At 69.4% G+C, this 18,042-nt stretch carries 13 protein-coding genes; 3 read left to right on the plus strand and 10 right to left on the minus strand.

Annotated features, from left to right (window positions below):
• Nucleotides 1-24: 24 nt before the first annotated feature.
• The 9 genes from fxsT (JHN45_RS24835) to fxsA form a co-directional block, all read right to left on the minus strand.
• Complete coding sequence (gene fxsT / locus JHN45_RS24835; RefSeq protein ID WP_201050692.1) at nucleotides 25-3,423, minus strand: FxSxx-COOH system tetratricopeptide repeat protein; 3,399 nt, start codon at nucleotides 3,421-3,423, stop codon at nucleotides 25-27.
• Nucleotides 3,417-4,739: a CHAT domain-containing protein gene (locus JHN45_RS24840; RefSeq protein WP_307783184.1), complete on the minus strand. Its 1,323-nt coding sequence runs from the start codon at nucleotides 4,737-4,739 to the stop codon at nucleotides 3,417-3,419. The genes fxsT (JHN45_RS24835) and JHN45_RS24840 overlap by 7 nt, the downstream gene beginning before the upstream one ends.
• Complete coding sequence (locus tag JHN45_RS24845; protein ID WP_201050693.1) at nucleotides 4,729-6,633, minus strand: magnesium chelatase; 1,905 nt, start codon at nucleotides 6,631-6,633, stop codon at nucleotides 4,729-4,731. Before JHN45_RS24845 ends, JHN45_RS24840 begins: the two co-directional genes overlap by 11 nt.
• A gap of 7 nt (nucleotides 6,634-6,640) precedes the next feature.
• The gene (locus JHN45_RS24850) at nucleotides 6,641-7,585 is read right to left on the minus strand and encodes an AAA family ATPase (protein WP_307783185.1); all 945 of its coding nucleotides are present in this window, start codon (nucleotides 7,583-7,585) and stop codon (nucleotides 6,641-6,643) included.
• Nucleotides 7,582-7,941 carry a CU044_2847 family protein gene (locus tag JHN45_RS24855; protein ID WP_307783186.1) on the minus strand — a complete coding sequence of 120 codons (360 nt, stop codon included), beginning with the start codon at nucleotides 7,939-7,941 and terminating at the stop codon, nucleotides 7,582-7,584. Before JHN45_RS24855 ends, JHN45_RS24850 begins: the two co-directional genes overlap by 4 nt.
• Before the next feature lie 157 nt (nucleotides 7,942-8,098).
• Nucleotides 8,099-11,095, minus strand: a complete 2,997-nt coding sequence (gene fxsT / locus JHN45_RS24860; RefSeq protein WP_201050694.1) for an FxSxx-COOH system tetratricopeptide repeat protein — start codon at nucleotides 11,093-11,095, stop codon at nucleotides 8,099-8,101.
• 197 nt (nucleotides 11,096-11,292) lie between these two features.
• Nucleotides 11,293-12,756, minus strand: a complete 1,464-nt coding sequence (locus JHN45_RS24865) for an HEXXH motif-containing putative peptide modification protein (RefSeq protein WP_307783187.1) — start codon at nucleotides 12,754-12,756, stop codon at nucleotides 11,293-11,295.
• Nucleotides 12,753-13,964 (minus strand): FxsB family cyclophane-forming radical SAM/SPASM peptide maturase, encoded by a 1,212-nt coding sequence (locus tag JHN45_RS24870; protein ID WP_307783188.1) that lies wholly within the window; start codon nucleotides 13,962-13,964, stop codon nucleotides 12,753-12,755. The genes JHN45_RS24865 and JHN45_RS24870 overlap by 4 nt, the downstream gene beginning before the upstream one ends.
• 171 nt (nucleotides 13,965-14,135) lie before the next feature.
• Nucleotides 14,136-14,351, minus strand: coding sequence for an FxSxx-COOH cyclophane-containing RiPP peptide (gene fxsA, locus JHN45_RS24875; RefSeq protein ID WP_201050695.1), 216 nt, complete (start codon nucleotides 14,349-14,351; stop codon nucleotides 14,136-14,138).
• A gap of 213 nt (nucleotides 14,352-14,564) precedes the next feature.
• On the opposite strand from fxsA, the gene JHN45_RS24880 reads away from it, so the two are divergent.
• The gene (locus tag JHN45_RS24880; RefSeq protein ID WP_019075209.1) at nucleotides 14,565-14,747 is read left to right on the plus strand and encodes a DUF6104 family protein; all 183 of its coding nucleotides are present in this window, start codon (nucleotides 14,565-14,567) and stop codon (nucleotides 14,745-14,747) included.
• A gap of 48 nt (nucleotides 14,748-14,795) precedes the next feature.
• On the opposite strand, the gene JHN45_RS24885 is transcribed toward JHN45_RS24880, so the two are convergent.
• Nucleotides 14,796-15,641, minus strand: coding sequence for a hypothetical protein (locus tag JHN45_RS24885; protein WP_201050696.1), 846 nt, complete (start codon nucleotides 15,639-15,641; stop codon nucleotides 14,796-14,798).
• A 218-nt stretch (nucleotides 15,642-15,859) separates the two neighbouring features.
• Between JHN45_RS24885 and JHN45_RS24890 the strand changes: the two genes are divergently transcribed.
• Complete coding sequence (locus tag JHN45_RS24890; RefSeq protein ID WP_201050697.1) at nucleotides 15,860-16,903, plus strand: DUF4097 family beta strand repeat-containing protein; 1,044 nt, start codon at nucleotides 15,860-15,862, stop codon at nucleotides 16,901-16,903.
• A 1-nt stretch (nucleotide 16,904) separates the two neighbouring features.
• Nucleotides 16,905-18,002, plus strand: coding sequence for a PadR family transcriptional regulator (locus tag JHN45_RS24895; protein WP_201050698.1), 1,098 nt, complete (start codon nucleotides 16,905-16,907; stop codon nucleotides 18,000-18,002).
• Nucleotides 18,003-18,042 lie beyond the last annotated feature (40 nt).

Genomic DNA, 18,042 nt, shown 5'->3' on the forward strand with positions numbered 1-18,042 from the left:
GCCCTTCGGGGTTTCCGTCCCGCGTCAGGTGATCTGCGGTTCGAAGTTCCAGTGAGGGCGGCCGTCAGCACCGTCGAGGGCCGCCTGCGCCGTGCGCGTGAGCGGGTGGTCGGCGCCGAGGTTCGCGGTTGCCTGGGCCACCGTCTCCCGGCCGAGTCCAGTAAGCACGGCCGAGCGGTCCGGACTGCCGGCCACGACATTCACCGCGCAGCCCAGCGTCCAGGGATGAGTCTGCCCAACAACCCGGGTCATGTCGGCGAGCGACCGTTCCCCGAGGGCGTGGGCCTGCCTGTGCTCGCCCACCCTGCGGAGGATGAGGGCGTGGTTGGCCCGGGCTCCGGCCGCGTAGGGATGGTCGGGACCGAGCAGGGTCTCGTACCTGTCGACGATGGACTCACTGAGGCGTCGGGCGTGGTCGACGTCGCCGTGCTCACGTTCGTGACAGCAGTGGGCGACCGCGAACATCAGGGTGAGGGGAGCGTCCCTGCCGCTGAGCCGTTCGCTCCTGTCCAACACCGCGGTGAAACGCGCTCCCGCGCTCTCGACGTCGCCAGTGCAGTACTGGCACTGCGCCAGGTTGTAGAACGCTTGCAGGGTCTGGGGGTGACCGTCGCCCATGATCTGTTGGTGCCGGGCCGCGTTCGTGCTCTGCAGTCGCTCGGCGTCTCCGTAGCGACCCAGGAGTCTCAGGTCGGTCGCACATTGGAGTTCCGAGTAGAGAGTCCTGTAGTGGTCGGAACCCAGAACCTGCTCACGGGCCCGCAGCACTTCCCGACCCATGTCAGCGGTCTCGCCGTAGCGGCCGAGCAGCCTCAGCGAGACGGCCACGTTGTTCCTGGCGTTCAGAGTGTCCGGATGCGGTTCGCCGAGAAGTTCGCGGTAGCCCTCTCGCACCTTCTCCGACAGATCAAGCGCTTCCTCGTAACCGCCCAGCGCGCGCAGGTCCGCAGCGAGACTCCCGACGGCACGCAGATACCGGGGGTCCCCCGCCCCGCCCACGGAGCGGAACTGCTCCATCGCCGCCCGGTTCACCATCTCACTGCGCCGGTAATCACCTACGGCGCGCAGGAGGTTGGCGTAGTGATGGCCGAGGTCCCAGAGCAAGTCCGGGTGTTCGTCCTGGAGTTGCTCCCAGGCCGACATGGCCTGCTCGGCCAACCGGATGCCCGTCTCGTACTCGCCCGAAAGGTACAGATATCGCAGGCAGTTGAGGACCAGTTGGTGTGCCGCGGAAGCATCGCGAGACAGAACGTCCGCGTACTCCAGGTTCGGGACGAACTCGGCGTACCGCGGCCAGGCAGTCGCGTTCCCCGGGGTACTAGGATCGGCCGCGCCGAGTGTTCGCCAGGCCACGTCGGCGAGCTCCCGGCGTTCCTCGGCGGGCATGTCGTCACGGACCGTCTGATGCACCATCCGGTGCATGGACATGACCTCGTTCGACGGGTCCTGCGCCGGATGCTCGACCCTGACCACCGAATACGTGCGGAGTTGCGCGACGGCACGGTTCCAGCTGTCCGTGTCCGTGAGCAGCCGGACCACGGCGGGCGGAAGGCCGTCGACCGGCGTCTCCCGCAGAAGCCGCAGGGGTACGGCGTCGGGCGCGAAGAACGTGCACAACCGCAGCAGCAGTACGGAGTCCGGGCAGGCCGCGCGGAGCCTTTCCAGCAGGATGGTCCAGGCTGCCCGGAAGGTCCTCGGGAAGTCCTCGGAGACCGCGACCCTGGTGTCCACGGAGAAGTCCCTGGCCAGGAGTTCCAGGTACTCCGCCACCGGCATGCCGGACTCGTCCAGCCAGCCGGCCGTCTGGTCGAGAGCCAGCGGGAGGTCGGCGAGCGCCTCCGCCAGCCGACGGGCATCGTCATCGGTCAGCCGAGGCGCGCGGCGGCGGATGAAGTCCACCGACTCGGCGCGGTCGTAGGCGGGCACCTGCACCAACGTGCTGCGGTGCGCACTCCACTCCTGGTTGCAGGACGTGATCAGCACATGGCCCGGGCCGGTCGGAACCAGGTCCTGGACCTGGTCCGGGTCGTCCGCGCCATCCAGGACGATCAGCCAGCGCGGATAGGGGTCCCCTGTGCGCAGCGCCTCGCGGACCGCGCGCAGCCGCTCGCCGTAGTCGGTCCCGGTCGGCAGGCCCAGCGCGGGCGCCAGGTCGGCGAGTCCCTGCCGGAAGGCGGCGCGGTTGCCCGCGTTGATCCACCAGACGACGTGGTAGCCGTACGCGAAACGGTAGGCGTACTCGGCTGCCAGCTGTGTCTTGCCTACTCCGGACAGGCCGCAGAGAGTGACCCGGCTCTCGCGCTGGAGGCGTTCGTAGGCCGTGTTGAGCAGGGGTACCCGGCCGGTGAACCGCTCGTTGCGCTCCGGGATCCTGCCCCACACGCGAAGGGTGTGGACGGGGAAGGGCGGGCCGTCGTCGGTGTCAGCCGTGGAGCCAGGGTCGGGATCGGCGGGCAGCGCGAGCCGGTTCAGGAGCCGGCGTTCGGCCTCGTCGGCGCTCACGTCGTGCAGGCTGACGGCATCGAGGACCACCGCCGAGGGGAGCGAGGGAGCCACCGACACCGCGGCGATGCGCTCGGTCTCGGGGACGACTACCTCGCGAAGGGCCGAGTGCCACTCCGCATCGGTGTGCGCCCCGGACCGGAGGTACTGGTCGCTGAGGAGGAGCAGCACAGGACCGGGGGCCAGCAGCAGGTCGCGCAGTGACTCCTCCAGGGAGGCGTCGGGTGGCGGGTCCCAGCGCTGGAGCACGACACGGTGGCCGCGCCGTTCGAGGCGGTGTCCGATCCAGTTGGCCCAGCTCTGGTCGAAGGGCGTGAAGCTGATCGTGACCGTCTGCCGTCCGACGCGCAGGGGCCGTTGTTCCGGACCCTGTGATGCGTTTTCGGCCGGTGGCGCTTCGGAGAGGAAGGTGACGGGGCGCTTGCCGCCCGGTCGGTCCTGAACCCACGGAACGTCCCCGGACCGCTCCGGCGACCGTACGGAGGAGGCTCGTTCCCGCGCCACCTCGGCCAGTCGTGCCGCGGGTGCCCGCCCCGGTTCTCGCTCTCTGACCTCGGAGCGCAGTTCGGCCTTGCGGACGGGCACGCCCCACTGGTTGCTGACGGTGAGCCAGAGTGCGCCGTGGCCGGTGGCCCGGCCGGTCGACACCCTGAAGTAGGCCGGGCCGTACGTACCGCCGAAGCGATGGAGGACCACGCTCGGTTCGTCCAGTGCGGTGCACACGAAGTACGGGGAGCCGTCGAGCGCGACAGTGAAGGTGAACTCCTCCTCCGGATAGGGCCAGTTCGGTGCGGTGTCCTGCGTCTCCGGGAGCGGGCCCCGCAGGTCGACGGTGACGAGGTAGTCGCACTCCGTCTCGGCCACCTGCGGCCAGGCCACGACCGGTTCGATCAGCAGCGGGTGCTCGTCGAGGTTCACCATTGGCCCCCTCCCCAGGCAGCGTGCCCATTGCCGGCGACGAGCCGCAGTGTGGTGAGCGGATGCCCGTAGTAGTGGAACATGAACGCATAAAGCAGCCGTAGGACTCGCTTCTGCCCGACTTTGTCGACCTGCCCGTCATCGTTGCGCGTCGTCGGGATCGCCGCCAGGGTGCCGAAGTCGTCGACCGCGCGGGCCCTGAAGTCCCGCAGGGTCTCCGTGACGGGACGGTCGGGGTGCGCGGCGACCTCGTGCAGCAGGCGGCGGACCAGTCCGCGGGCCTCTTGGTCCCCGACCTCCCCGGCGGTGACGATGCAGCCGCCCGCGCCCTTGCGCAGGAAGAGTTCGGCGAAGCCGCGCAGCGCCTCCTCGCCCTGGACCCGGTTGTGGACGAAACGACCTGAGTGGCAGGCGTTGAGGCAGACGAGGGCGCGGTCCTCACGCAGCACGTGCATGTCGCGGGTGTTGAACTCCGCCCACGTCCGGTCACCGAGGGAGAGCCGCATCACGGCCTCGCCGTACGTGCCGTGGCACCCCATGTAGACCAGTCCGGTGCGCTCGTCGGGCAGGGGCAGGTCGAGGGCCTGGAGAAACGGCGTCATCGTGTCGTGCACCTGGTGTGCGTAGGGGGTGAAGACCCGGCCGTCGGCGGTCATGTCCTCGTGCAGATAGGCGAGAACCCGGCCCTGGCAGTCGCCCGTGTACCGGGGCAGGTTCTCGTCCACACCGTGCACGGTGGTCCAGCGGGTCATCACGAGCAAGGCGCCCAGCAACCCGCCCGCCAGACCATGGCGTTCGTCGGCGGGCACCCAGAACAGCTCCCAGGGCAGCTCGAACCCGGTGTCGTCCCACACGATGAGGCGCAGCCGGTCGCCGTGCCGCTCGCGGATGCGGTTGATCCAGTCGGCGAGTTCGGTCTGGTTTCCGGACCAGAGCTGGATCCCTCGCAGAGTCTCCGAGGGAAACTCGCCTGTCTGCCTGATGGTGGCGAGCGTGACGCCGGGTGCCATGAGGCGGGTCGGTCCGGGCCGGCAGGTCACCGTGAACTCACCGCACGAGCCCTGGAGTTGATACCCGTCCTGACTGCCGAAGCCGCCGGTCCGGATGACCCGGAGCACCGCGTAGCCGTCCTCCAGACGTTCGTAGGGCCGGGCCTGGCCACTGCCGGTTCCCGAGGGCGGGCCGGACGGGCGGCGGAACTGCAGCACGGCCGCGGACTCACGCCTCGCCGCCGCCTGCAGACCGGGGAAGGCGGCCCGCCGTATCGCGGTCCCCGTGCCTGTCAGCCAGCGCGCTGCGCGCGGCGGCTCAGCGCTCACCGGCACCTCCTTCCCCGTGTGCCGGCGCGAGCACCGTTCCGCCCAGCGCGTCCGCCAGCGAGAACGGCAGGTCCCCGTAGGGCTCCCTCCTCGCGTCGATGACGGCGACGCGCAGCCTCGTCCGGTCCATGGCGCCGGCGCCGGCCGCTGCCGTCAGGGCGTCCTCCACACCCTCCGCTCCCACCGGGCCCGTCAGCCGTCCGGTGCGGCTGACGTGCAGGGGGACATTGCCTCTGCCGTCGGTCACCACCACGAGCCAGGCCTCGGACAAGCTGCTGTCGTGCTGGCGGAAGGACCGGCGCAGTGCCTGCATCGCCTGCTCGATGCCGTGTGCGAGTGGACTGGCCCGGCCCGGCGACCGGTGCAGGGCCGGCAGGATCCTCGGGTCGAGAACGCTGCGGGCGGCGAAGGACTCCGCCCGCAGTTCGTCGTCGGCCTCCGCACTGCCGACCTCGACGACCTGGACCGCGGCACGTCTGGTGTACGCCCAGTCCAGGAACGGCGTGAGGGCGTCCTGCCAGTCCCAGTCGTCGGCCCGGCAGGTGTGGTCGAGGAGCAGTACGAGCAGGTGCTCGGGCGAGCCGGAGCGTACGTGGCTGTGGAGGTCGACGGGTGAGACGGTGAACCGCTCCGTGCGACGGATGCGCTGGTGCACGGCGGCCTCCCGGACGGTGCGCACATGGGCGAGGTCGCTCAGGTCCGTGGCCCGCCGGGTGCCGATCACCACTCCGCGCAGGGAGGCCGGTCCCGCCGTACGTTGCCAGGGGCTGCGCAAGGGTGCGAATTCGCGCAGCTCTTCGGCCTCGTCCTCGGGGTAGGGGGTGGCGAGGACGACTTGGGTACCGCCGCGTCCCGCCCCGACGCCCTCGGCGGGTTCGGACTCAAGCAGCGGCTGGCCGCCCTCGGGTCGGTGCCGCTCGTCCTGCTCCACCCGCCGACGCTCTCCGGGTTCGCCCTGCGGTCGCCGGCCCGGGCGGGGCGGCGGAAACTCCGAGGCCGGTACGTCGCCGGTCGACTCCGCGGCCACCTCCGTCACAGCCAGGCCCATGAGCCGGGCCGCCGCATCACAGTGTTCAGCAGTCGCCGCCCGCTCTCCGTCGAGCGTGGCCAGGGCACGGGCGAGCCTGGCCAGGGAGAGTTCCCTGCGGATGTTGCCCTCCGGCCCGAGCAATTCGTATACGCGAGTCAGGGCGTCGTCGCCGACCGCGGCGGTCGGCACCGCGGCCATCTGGGCGTCCCGGGCGATGTCCAGCCAGCCGGGGGGAAGCGCCGCGAGGAGTTGGCCGGTGTCCGCCGGCAGCCGCAGTCCGGAGACCGGCAGTCTGATGGCGAACCTGTCGAGCAGGTGGCCGGCGGGACGCCCCGCGTCGGCGGAGCGGCAGAGGGCCAGCCAACGGGCGCGCGGCCTGGCCCGGCGGCGCAGTCCGGCGTATTCGACGACAGCGACCTCGGCCCCCAGCAACTGGACGGCTGCCCGCATCCCGGCCACGCTCAGCCGGGTCAGGTCCGGAACCGCGACCACCGGCGGCGGCCCGGGACGGCCGTCGGCCTCGATCAGCGGGCCGGGCTCCATCCGGAACGAGATGCCGTCGGGTTCCTGGACGAGCACGGGCCGCGTCCACAGGTCCTCGTCCCGGCTCGTGGTCCCCAGCATGACGGAGGGACGTACCGGTTGCCCGGCACCCGCCAGGATCCGCCCGAAAAGCCGCGTCACCGGGTCGAGCAGCTGGGGTTCCAGGTCGAACAGCAGCACACCGGCCAGCGCCGGGTCGACGGCGGCGCAGACGAGGGCACGGCACAGCCTCAGGGCGAGCTCGTCGAGTTCATCGGTCTCCGGTGGCGACGAGGTGTTCCGGACGGAAGCGTCGGTCGCTCGGGGCGGCTCGGTGGACATGACGCCCTCAGGCCGCGTCGAAGAGGTCCTTGACCCGGGACTCGTCCTCGGGCCCCCATTCGAACGTGCCGCCGTGGGCGGTCTCCGGCCGACGGTGCCGAAAGGCCATGGGCAGTACCCGGAACAGATGGCTGGGCTCCACCGCGTCCGCCTCCTCCAGCGCGGCCAGCGCACGGGCCGCCAAGGTCGCCACGATCTCGCCCCGCTGGCCGACGGCGGCCACGCGTTCCGCCGCCTGCGCGCACAGCCGGACCACCTCATCGGGAACCTGCGTGCCGGACACTCGCTCCCTGGCCCCCTCCAGCCGGTCCCGCCGCACGCTGTCGTCCCGTTCCGCCTCGTCCCGCCAGGCGGATTCCTTCCGGGTCAGCTCCTCCTCGAAGTCGAGCACGGTCCGGATCGTCCTGTGCCGCGCGTCCGTGTCCAGCTGACTCGCGGCGACCATGAGCCCGAACCGGTCCAGCAACTGCGGCCGCAGACCGCCCTCTTCGGGATTCATGGTGCCCACCAGCCCGAAGGACAGCTGCTTGGCAGTGGCCAGCCCTTCCCGCTGCACGGACAGCACCCCCGTCGAGACGACGTCGAGAATGATGTTGACGAGATGATCGTCGAGCAGATTCACCTCGTCGATGTAGAGCAGCCCCTTCTCGGCGGCCTCTTCCAGCAACCCAGGCTGCGGCCGGGCCTCACCCCGCATGAGCGCGTCCAACTCCCAGCCGCCGACAACCCGGTCGTCGGTCGCGTTGATGGGGAGCGTGACCGGTAACTCTTCATGCACCATGAGCGCGAAGGCCCGCACGAGGGTCGACTTGGCCGTCCCGCGCGCTCCGGCCATGAGCACACCGCCGATGTGGGGTGACACGTAGTTGAGTTCCAGCGCCAGCTTGAGATCGTCCTGCCCTACGACACGGCTGTACGGCAGGATGTGCACACCCTCTGTTGCACGACTCACGAGTCGGCTCCCCCTCCGCTGCCCGGTAACGCCACGCCGGAGGCGCCGGCCGTCCGCCACCTGAAGGTGACCTGGAGCTGTGCCTCGGCCCCGCTCCTGACCAACGCCACGACACCTGCGTCCACTTTGATCGCCAACTGCAACTCGATCTCGTCCGGCCGCAGGTCGTCCGCCATCTCCCCGAACCGCCGCACAGCCTGCGCCGCACACCGCCGGGCCAGGTCGAGGCCTTCGGTGTAGGCGTCCTGGGCGACTTGGACGACACGACGGGCGGAGCCGTCTCTGGTCTTCTCGTCGGCGTAGACGGCTGCGAGGCCGTCGAGGGGCCCCTCGACAAGGTCCGATACGACTTCCACGGGAATGGGCCCGTCAGCACCTGCCGGAACGGGCCCCACCAGAATCACCACACGTCCCCCTGATGAACTCTCTTATTGCGTGCGGTAGTTGAGAGAGAACTGGGTCATTCCCCGGCCTGCGATGAGTTATGCGTACCGGGTGACGACCCGGGCCCTGTCACACGGTCCAGGTCTCGAAGTCCCAGTAGGGACGCTTTCGGGAACGGGCCGCGACCGTGTGAACATGCTGGGGTCCGAGGGTTCCTGACAGATCCGACAGCGCTTCCTGTTCAATTTTATCCGCCTCTTGTCGGTTCCTCAGATCACGGAGATCGGCCGCGAGAGCGACACGGGCCGACAAGGTCAGCGGATGAGTACGGCCCAGCACTTCGATGGCCCGCGAGACCGTTGCCCTGCTCAACTCCGCGGCCGACTCCGGGTCGCCGGACAAGTTGCGGATGAATGAGGCGTTGATGGCACAGCCCAAGGTCCAGGGGTGCCTCTCCCCCACCGCCGTGGTCATGTCGGCCAGGGCTCGCTCGGCGACGGAGTGAGCCTGGTCCAGTTCTCCGACATTGCAGAGGATCAGGGAGTGGTTGGACCGGCATCCCGCAATGAACGGATGCCCTTCCGAATGCGCCAACTCATAGCGTGCCAGGACGGATTCGCTGACCTCGCGCGCCTTGTCGATGTCACCGTGTTCGCGGGCGAAACAGCTCTGGCTGACGGCAAATACCAACGTCCATGGGGATGCTTCACCCAACATTCGCTCCCCGCGCTCCAACACCCGCGCAAGCAACCGTCCCGCCTGGCCACGGTCACCACCTCGGTACAGGCACAACGCAAGATAGTGCTCTCCCAGCAGCGTCAGAACCCCTTCATCACCCAGAACCCTGCGCAATTCACGCAGATTATCCCTCTGAATGGATTCGGCTTCTGCATATCGACCCAAAAGGCGCAGATCGATGGCATAGCTGATTGCCGACCAAATTGTCTCTGTGTGCGCTGCCTGGAGGACCTCACGACGCAGTTCCAGCGTTCTCCGATCCATCTCCAGGGCTTCTTGATAGCGGCCAAGAAGCCTCAGCGAGACCGCCAGATTGTTCTGCGCACTCAGTGTTTGACGATCTGATTCACCAAGAAGGTCGCGCCATGCCGGGACAAGCCACTCGGACAGCTCCAGCGCTTCCTGGTAACGGGCAAGACCTCGCAGGTCGGCAGCAATACCGTTGACCGCACGTGCGTACTCCAGCCCCTGGCCCCTGTTTTGACCTCTGAGCGTTTCGACAACCGAACGCCCGACGACCTCGGCGTTCTGGTAATCACCCACCGCCCGAAGCAGGTTGGCATAGTGGTGAGCAAGCTCCCAGAAGCGAGGATGCCCCTCGCCCAGCAACTCCCGCCAGGCGTCCATAGCACGCTCACCCAGTGTGAGTCCTGCTGTGTACTCACCCGAGTTGTACATGTAGCGGAGGCAGTTCAGGACAAGCCGTTGGACCTGGCGGCTTTCACTCGTGAGCACATCCGCGTATTTGAGATGCGGCACGATCTCTGCGTACTTGTCCCACAGCCGATTGTCGTCCGGGCGCCCGGGATCGGCCGCCACCAGAGCCCGTCGCACCAAGTCGACGAAGATGCGACTGTCTTCATCGGAAATTCCCTGATGCACGATCTGATGCACCATCCTGTGCAGGTAGAGAGACTGACTGGCGGAGGCGTCCTCGTCAGCCACCGTCTCATGGGATTCCAGGCGAACCACCGAATACTGGCGCAACTGGTCGATCGCCCTGGTCCACAGCGCAGGATCACCAAGCAGCCCGGCGAACCTCTCCGGAAGCTCCTCCATCGACAGTGCCCTGAGGAATCCCACAGGAATGAAGCCCGGTGCGAAAAACGTGCACAGCCGCAACAGGTCGACGGACTCAGGCATGGTCTGCCTCAGTTTTGCCAGCAGGATCGCCCAGGCCCGCTGGAAAGGACCCGGGATGTCCCCGGGAACAGCCAAGCCGCTCTCGAACTGCGCGATATAGTCCGGAACCGACAAGTCCGAGTCGTTCAGCCAGCCGGCCGTCTGGTCCAGCAGCAGAGGCAGGTCTTCCAGCGCCTCCGCAAGCTGGTTGGCATCGGCATCCGTCAGCCGCGAGGCCCTCCGACGGATGAAGGCCACCGACTCGTCACGAAGATAGACCGGCACCTCCATCAACTGGCTGTTGTGCTCGCGCCACCCCTGGTTCCGCGAGGTGATGAGGACGTGACCGGGACCGGTGGGTACGACGTTCGAGATCTGGTCCGGCTCGTCCGCGCCGTCCAGAACCAACAACCAGCGGCTATGAGGCTGACCCCGACGCAGCGCGTCTCTCACGGCACGCAGTCGCTCGCCGTAGTCGGCGCCCGTCGAGAGGCCGAGCCTGGGGGCGAGTTCCGCGAGGCGTCGCCGATAGGCCGTCAGCGACTCGGCGTTGACCCACCACACCACGTCGTATTCAGGCCCGAAGCGGTAGACGTACTCGGCCGCGAGTTGGGTCTTGCCCACGCCCGGCATGCCGTAGAAGGCCAGTACTCCCGCGCCCGGCTCGGCTGCCTCCAAGAGGTGGTAGGCGTCGTTCAGCAGCGGCTCACGTCCCGTGAAACGGGTGTTGCGGCGCGGTACCCCGCCCCAGACCTCTGGCATCGCAGCCGGAAAGCGCGGACCGCGCCGCGTACCGTCCGCGGACTCCAGCAACGGCTCGCCGAGCATGTCGAGCCGGTCCAGGAGACGCCGTTCGGCCTCGTCGACGCCCACGTTACTCAGGTCCATCGCGGCGAGGACGGCGGTGGCGGTCGGCATCGGGTCGCTGCTGACGGACACCGCCGCGAACTTCGCCGGATCAGGAGCCACCACCTGTCGGAGCGCGGCGTTCCACTCCTCGTAGGTGCGCGGCCCCAGTTGGAAGTACCACTTACTGACGACGATCAGAACCCGCCCCGGAGCGAGTTTGAGGGACTCCAGCAGATCGACGAGCGGGATCTCCGGCGGAGCATCCCACCGAGCGAAGACGACACGATGGCCGCGCCGCTCCAACCGGTCTCCGATCCACGCCGCCCAAGCCCTGTTGAATCCGGCGAAGCTGATAGTGACGGTCTGTTTGACCGCACGCCCGCCGGCCGGTCCAACTGGCATGCGAGTCCCAGACATGTCGCGACCTCCCCCGTCGGGCACTCGGTACCCGTGCGTGAGTGTAGGGGCGGGCATGGCACTGGAACAGGGCGCTTTCGGCACCGGTGGAGTCGCGTGGCTCCTGAGTGTTCGTCGTCCATCCCCGTCGTTCTCAGTGATCTTCCATGCGTCGGAACGAGCGGAACGTTTGCCGAGACACGCCGAGACATACCGCGTCACCCGCTTACCCGAGTTGCTTGCTCCCACTCCTTACGCATCTGATCGACATACGTCTCGGCCTCCTCCTGTGCTTCTTTCGGTGGGGGGTTCTCGTCCATCCGCGTGCACTCTTCGACGAGCAGGTTGACCAGGACGCGTCCTGACGGAGTGAGATCGCGGGACTCGTCGATCGCCGGAAGTGCGGCTCTCACCTGCTCCCGATGACTGGCGTAGCGGCCCCACGCGGAATCCCGCTGTGCCGGCGACACCATGGCGGCGAGTGCGCAGTGGTGGAAGAAGTCCGCGAGCGCGATGTGGCTGTAGACCCCGTGCAAGAGCGCTTCGTACGGTCTCGGACCAGGTCTCCAAGGAGCGAAGTAGCGCTCTTCCGGACCCGCGTGATGCAACACCACCATCTCGCTCAGCGCTGCCAGCTTGGCGTGCTGCGTCTCGTGTACGAGCGTCGCGGCGAAGGCCATGGGGGAGGACGGGAGGCTGCTGAGGACCGCGCCGAACGCGTCACGCCGGGTCCCGCTGCAACTCCCCGAAACACGTGCCTGCCCACTCAGGGCGGCAGGAGTGGCCAACGGCACCACACACCGCACGAGGGCGACGGCCTCCATGAGCCGATACTCACCCCCGAGCCGCAACAGGGAAGCCGTCCCCTCCCACGACCGCACCCACCGCGCCCGCTCCACCGCATCGACGACCGCCGGACCGCTCAGATCACGGTGCCGCGGCTCACGACTCGCGCTGCGGTAGGGATCAAGGTCGTCCAGTGGCACTGAATCACCCCCGGGCAACAGACCGGGCAGAGTACGCGCCGCACTCCAGGCGGGCGCGTCGGACCACGTAGCCGAGTTGTCGCGTTCGATACGGACGATGACATCCGACGCCCCGGCCTGACGAAAGGTCATCACCCCTTTCTGGAAGGCGAGTTCGACCGGCACATCCCCCGACGCAACCGTCCGCAACGCCCCCAGAGACGGAAGCACCAGCACCCCGTCCCGCGCCAAGAGCCGTACCGTGAACGACACCCCGGCCCGGACTGCCGCAGCGGCGGCAATGGCGCTGAAATGGGCCAGGCCACGCCCCAGTTCCTCACGCGCCGTGCGCGCACCGTCCAGCACCGCACCGTCCAACAAACGCAGGCAGCTCCGAGCCCAGGGCCCGACCAACGGATACAGAAGTCGGTCCAGCGCGGCCGAGCCTCGGATGCCCGCCCCCGACCATGTCTCCGCGCCACCTCCCGCTCCCGTCCCGTCCGCAGCCTCCAACAAGGCCCAGTCCTCCCGCAGCCGGTCCCGGACCGGCAATGGGCAAACCGCGACATCGGCAGCCTCGACGGCATCCAGTACGGCGCGCAGCAGAAGCAGCCGCCGAGTGTGCTGATCTCGGACAAGCAGCGCGAGCGTGTCGGGACCGCCTGCGGTGCGGCCCAGTTCGCGCAGGGCCGCCTCGGGTAGCGCCGATGAGATCACCAGGGGTCTCCTCCGGTGACAGAGGTTCCGGCTCGGGCCACTTGGGGCCCGGTCGCCGCCCCGGCCAGCCGCCCGGCGACATGCCGGATGAAGCGCTGAAGATCGGCGCAGTACACCGAGCGATTCGCGAAGCCGTGCCCAGCCCGGTATCGGTGCGCGTAGTGCCCACCCCCGCAGACCGCCAGCAACGGACACACTCGACACTCCGCCCCCAGCGCAGCAGCACCCGCCTGCCGCGCAACAACACCTGGATGGCCAAGCGCGTCGTCAAAACTGTTCTGGAAGATGTCCAGACCGGTACGAGCCGCCCCGTCGAACGCCGACTTGAGCGAATCGATCTGTTCGATCGAACCGTCCGTCTCCACCACGACCGCGTCGAAGGGGGCAAGCCCCAACGACTCCGTACTCGCGCGCAGTCCCAGCAGCAGCGCGATGCACTCCTCGAAGAGCCGCACCTTCGTCTCCCGGCGTTCGACTCCCCACCAGCGGTCGAAGACGGCGCACAACCAGTCCCCGTACGGGGTCGCGCCCGGATCCGCCGGCTCACTCCCGAGATAGGGCGGCGGAGCCGACCAGTTCCCGTGCGGCAGCAGAAGATCGATCGCCGGCGGGCGCAGCGCAAGCAGGGACTCGTACAGCTCAACCGGGTCGGTCGTCGGATCCACCACAGCCAGGATTCCCGCGTACGACTCCGGGTATCGCTCGGCGAGCAACCGCGCACCGCGCACCGCCCCAGGCCACGACGGCCGTCCGGCGCGATCGACGCGCCGTGTGTTGTGCGCGGCGAGACCCCCGTCGAGGCTGAGCCCGATACGGATGCCGTGCTGGGTCAGTACGTCGAGACGACGGGCGGTCAGGAGCGTGCCGTTGGTCTGGACTGTGGGGTGGACGGTGCACCGTCCGGGCACCTCGGCCCGTACCCGTTCGGTGAAGTGGGCGAGCCTCTCCGCACCCGCGAGCAGCGGCTCACCGCCGTGCAGGACGAGGGAGAGCGCGCTCAGCCGGTGTTGCACGGCGTGCTCGGCGATACGCGACGCGGTGCGGTCGAGCACCTCCGGAGAGGTCGCGGCGGGGCGGTCGCGCCAGGTCTGATCGGGGCCTTCGTAGAGATAGCAGTACCGGCAGGAAAGGTTGCACCGGCCATGGACTTTCACCACGAACTGCCGGAAGGGGAAAGGAGCCCGTGCCGAAGTCACCTGTTCAGACACTCAGGCCCCCCATTGCCGTGGCACAAGCCGCCCGAGACGCCTTTCCCGGCGCCTCCCCGCACATAACCCGAGCCCTTCGAAGGTGTCCGATTCGGCCGGTGGATCGGCCGGAACCCGGTATCGGGCCAGCCTGGCTCCGGACCGCCGCCCGCTCCACTCCCGACTCACCGCTCAGAAAGCGTTGTTGAATCCCCACAGCATCTCGTCCGGACCCGTCGCCCGCTCCCGAAGGTCCGCCAGTACCTCGGCCAGGATCGGGTGCTGCACAGTCCTCAGCTCCGCAAGCCCCATTGCCAGAAGGTCCGGCAGCTCCGTCAGCTCCGCGTCCCGCGGGTGCCCCGGAGACGGCTCCTCGCCGTCCGGCGTGCTCTCCCCTGACTCCGCCATCACCTGCCCCCTCACCTCGTCGCCTGCGTCCCCGCTCGGCAGCCCTTGCCGGCGCGCACCCCGGTCCCGCCGTCCCCTCCTCGCATAGGGCATACCCCGGCAACGGCCTGCCTGCGCGCCGGAAACGGCGGGGCCGTCGGCCGCCGGGCCGATCCCACATAACCTGGAGGTCCACCGATCGTGGCCCGAGGCCCACTTCCAGGAGATTCCCCCGTGTACTTCACCGACCGAGGCATCGAAGAGCTCGAAAAACGGCGCGGCGAGGAAGAAGTCACCTTCGAGTGGCTCGCCGAGCAGCTGCGGACGTTCGTCGACCTCAACCCCGACTTCGAGGTCCCGGTGGAACGTCTGGCGACCTGGCTGGCCCGGCTGGACGACGAGGACGACGACGAGTAGCAATTCCGACGACTGGCAGTTCCTACGACTGCCTGTAGCGCCCCTCCGTCAGTCGCGCGGGCAGGCCAGCTCGTAGGCGATGCCCAGCGCCCCCTGGGCCATGAGCAGCGCCCCCGCGACGGTCCAGCCCGGGCTGCGGCGCCGTAGGCCCCAGGCCGTGAGCGGGACGCCCGCCGTCAGCTGGGCCATGGACAGGATGCTGGTCGCGTACGTGCCGGACCAGGGGAGCCAAGGGCCCAGGCGGCTGTTGTCGGCCGCTTCCAGTTCCGCGCGGACCGCCTCGCGCCAGCCCGAGCGCTCGATCTGGCGGGCGTCCGGGCGGATGCGGGCGATCTCGCGGAGGCGGTCTGCCGGTGCGCCGGGGGCGAGGCCCGCCGGGAGGGCCACTCCCGCGCGCGTGAGGACCGCCAGGAGGCCGCGCAGACGGGTGCGGGCGTCGGACTCGGGGTCCGGTTTGGTCAGGTCGTCGAGGGACTGCAGGTCCAGTACGGGGTCCAGGTCCAGGCGGGCGGCGAAGGTGCGCATCGCCTCGTCCTCGCCGGCGGGAGTGCCGTCGGCGAGCCAGACATAGCCGACGGGACGGCGGAAGCCCGAGGCCAGGGTGTAGCCGGCGCGGTCGGCGTCCCACCACAGGGCGAGTACGGGCCAGGGGGCGCCGACGGCGAGCGCGGCGGCCCAGCCCGTGAGGACGCGGTCGACCGGTTCGTCGCCGTGCAGCCAGGGCCTGCCCTCGGGGACGAGCACGCTCCAGTCGTCGCCCGCGCGGGTCAGCACCATGCGTTCGCGGAGCGGGTGGGCCGCCTGGGCGACGGACTCCGGTTCGGCCCGGCAGAGCAGCAGGGCGCCCGCGGTGGCACCGGTCCGGTGTCCGGCCTGGGGTTTCTCCGTCGACATGGTCAACACGCTAGGGCAATATGCCCAGTTTCGCCGGTTGTTCGGCGCCCGGCGACAGCCACCCGCACGACCACCCCGAACGGCCACCCGAACGAGTGTCTTGACTTTCCGCATCCACGATATATCGTGTTTCACGGAAGACGCGATATGGCGCGTCACGTCCGATCCCGTCTGTGCCCGATCCCGTCCCGTCCGGGTCGACCGAGGAGGTCTGCATCATGTCCGAGTGGTCCGTCGCAGAGCCCAGGAAGCTCACGTTCGACGAGCCCGTGAGCGATCTCCATGTACGCATCGTCAACGGAACGGTGAACGTCGTGGGGACGGACGAGGGTTCCGCCCGCCTCGAAATCTCCGAGATCGACGGGCCGCCCCTGGTGGTGACCCAGCAACACGGCACCCTGACGGTGGCGTACGAGGATCTGCCCTGGAAGGGCTTCCTCAAGTGGCTCGACCGCAGGGGCTGGCGGCGCAGCGCGGTGGTCTCCCTGGCCGTTCCGGCCGGCACCCGGGTCGAGGTCGGGGTGGTCGGCGCCGCGGCCGTCGTCTCCGGGATCAGCGGGCCTTCCGTGGTGCGGGGCGTCACGGGCGACACCACCCTGGTCAGCCTCTCCGGTCCGGTCCGCGCGGAGACGGTCTCGGGGAACCTGGAGGCCCAGGCCGTCACCGGCGACCTCCGCTTCAACTCCGTCTCCGGCGACCTCACCGTCGTCGACGGTTCGGGGACCTCCGTGCGCGCCGAGTCGGTGAGCGGTTCCATGATCGTGGACCTCGACCCGGACGGCCCGACCGACGTCCGGCTGACCAATGTCTCGGGCGAGATCGCCATCCGCCTGCCGCATCCGGCGGACGCTGACGTCGAGGCGAACACGGCGAGCGGTTCCATCTCCAACGCCTTCGACGGCCTGCGGGTGCACGGCCAGTGGGGCGCCCACAAGATCACCGGCCGCCTCGGCGCCGGCACCGGAAAGCTGCGCGCCACGACCGTCTCCGGCTCCATCGCACTCCTGCGCCGACCGGCGGAGGAGGACGCGGAGAACGAGGACGACAACTTCCGGAGCAGCGCTCAAGACACCGCCCAAGACACCGCCCAGGACAGCAGTAAGGACAGCAGCCAGGTAGGCGGACAGGGCGTCGAGGACGACGTGACCGGCGCCCCTGTGGACGGGGTTCAGGGCGACTCGGGGGAGAATTCCGTTTCCGGCCCGGACGATGCCTCCGGCAGCGCCGCGGCCGACGGTACGACCGACAAGAAGGTGCTCTGACATGCCTCCCGTCTTCGCCCACGGCCGCCTCCGCCTCTACCTGCTGAAGCTGCTGGACGAGGCCCCCCGCCACGGCTACGAGGTGATCCGCCTCCTGGAGGAGCGTTTCCAGGGGCTGTACGCGCCGTCGGCGGGCACGGTCTACCCGCGCCTGGCCAAGCTGGAGGCCGAGGGCCTGGTCACCCACACCACCGAGGGCGGCCGCAAGGTGTACGCCATCACGGACGCCGGCCGCGCCGAACTGGCCGACCGCAGCGGCGAGTTGGCCGACCTGGAGCTGGAGATCCGCGAGTCCGTCGCCGAGCTGGCCGCCGAGATCCGGGCCGATGTCCGGGGCGCTGCGGGCGACCTGCGGCGCGAGATGCGCGCGGCGGCCTCAGAAGCCCGGCGCGGCACCGGCAGCGCGCGGACCCGTAGCGGCGAACACGAAGGCGCCGCCGGGGACTTCACGGACTTCGGCGACAAGGAGTCGTGGCGCGCCGCCAAGGAGGAGATGCGCCGCGCCAAGCAGGAGTGGAAGGAGCAGGCCCGGCGCGCCAAGGACGAGAGCCGGCGGGCCCGCGAGGAGGCCCAGCAGGCCCGGCGTCAGGCCAAGGAGGCCCAGGCGCGGGCGTGGGCACAGGCCCAGGAGGAGATGCAGCGCATCGGCCGCCAGGTCCAGGAGCACGCACAGGACCACTTCGCGCGCGGCGACTGGCCCACGGGCGTACGGGAGAGTCTGACCGAACTGGCAAAGGAGTTCGGGGACTTCGGGAAGGAGTTCGGCAAGGACTTCGGGTTCGGGGGGCGGCCGGGCACGGGCAAGTCGGCATCGGCACCCGCGTCGGGACCGGGATCGGCACCGGGGGCGGGGGCACCGGAGTACAGCCAGACACCGGAGGACTTCCCCGCCGAGTTCGAACCGGTCTGGGCCCACGAGGACTCCACCGGCGACCCGGCCCGCGATCTGGACCGGCTCCTCGATCGCTTCCGGGACGACATCCGTGACGCGGCCCGCGACCGAGGCGTCACCGAGGAGCAACTCCGCGACACCCGCCGCCACTTGTCCGCGGCGGCGGCCCACATCGGGGCGATACTGCGGGGCGGCCGCAAGGCCTGAGCCGAGGCCAAGACCGAGGCTGCGGCTGCGGCTGCGGCTG

It is taken from the genome of Streptomyces sp. MBT53 (assembly GCF_016654115.1).
Classification (GTDB): domain Bacteria; phylum Actinomycetota; class Actinomycetes; order Streptomycetales; family Streptomycetaceae; genus Streptomyces.

What these genes read in the sequence shown, in the direction of transcription:
- fxsT (WP_201050692.1), bottom strand. Translation starts at nt 3,423, where the DNA reads ATGGTGAACCTCGACGAGCACCCGCTGCTGATCGAACCGGTCGTGGCC.
- JHN45_RS24845 (WP_201050693.1), bottom strand. Translation starts at nt 6,633, where the DNA reads ATGTCCACCGAGCCGCCCCGAGCGACCGACGCTTCCGTCCGGAACACC.
- fxsT (WP_201050694.1), bottom strand. Translation starts at nt 11,095, where the DNA reads ATGTCTGGGACTCGCATGCCAGTTGGACCGGCCGGCGGGCGTGCGGTC.
- fxsA (WP_201050695.1), bottom strand. Translation starts at nt 14,351, where the DNA reads ATGGCGGAGTCAGGGGAGAGCACGCCGGACGGCGAGGAGCCGTCTCCG.
- JHN45_RS24885 (WP_201050696.1), bottom strand. Translation starts at nt 15,641, where the DNA reads ATGTCGACGGAGAAACCCCAGGCCGGACACCGGACCGGTGCCACCGCG.
- JHN45_RS24890 (WP_201050697.1), top strand. Translation starts at nt 15,860, where the DNA reads ATGTCCGAGTGGTCCGTCGCAGAGCCCAGGAAGCTCACGTTCGACGAG.
- JHN45_RS24895 (WP_201050698.1), top strand. Translation starts at nt 16,905, where the DNA reads ATGCCTCCCGTCTTCGCCCACGGCCGCCTCCGCCTCTACCTGCTGAAG.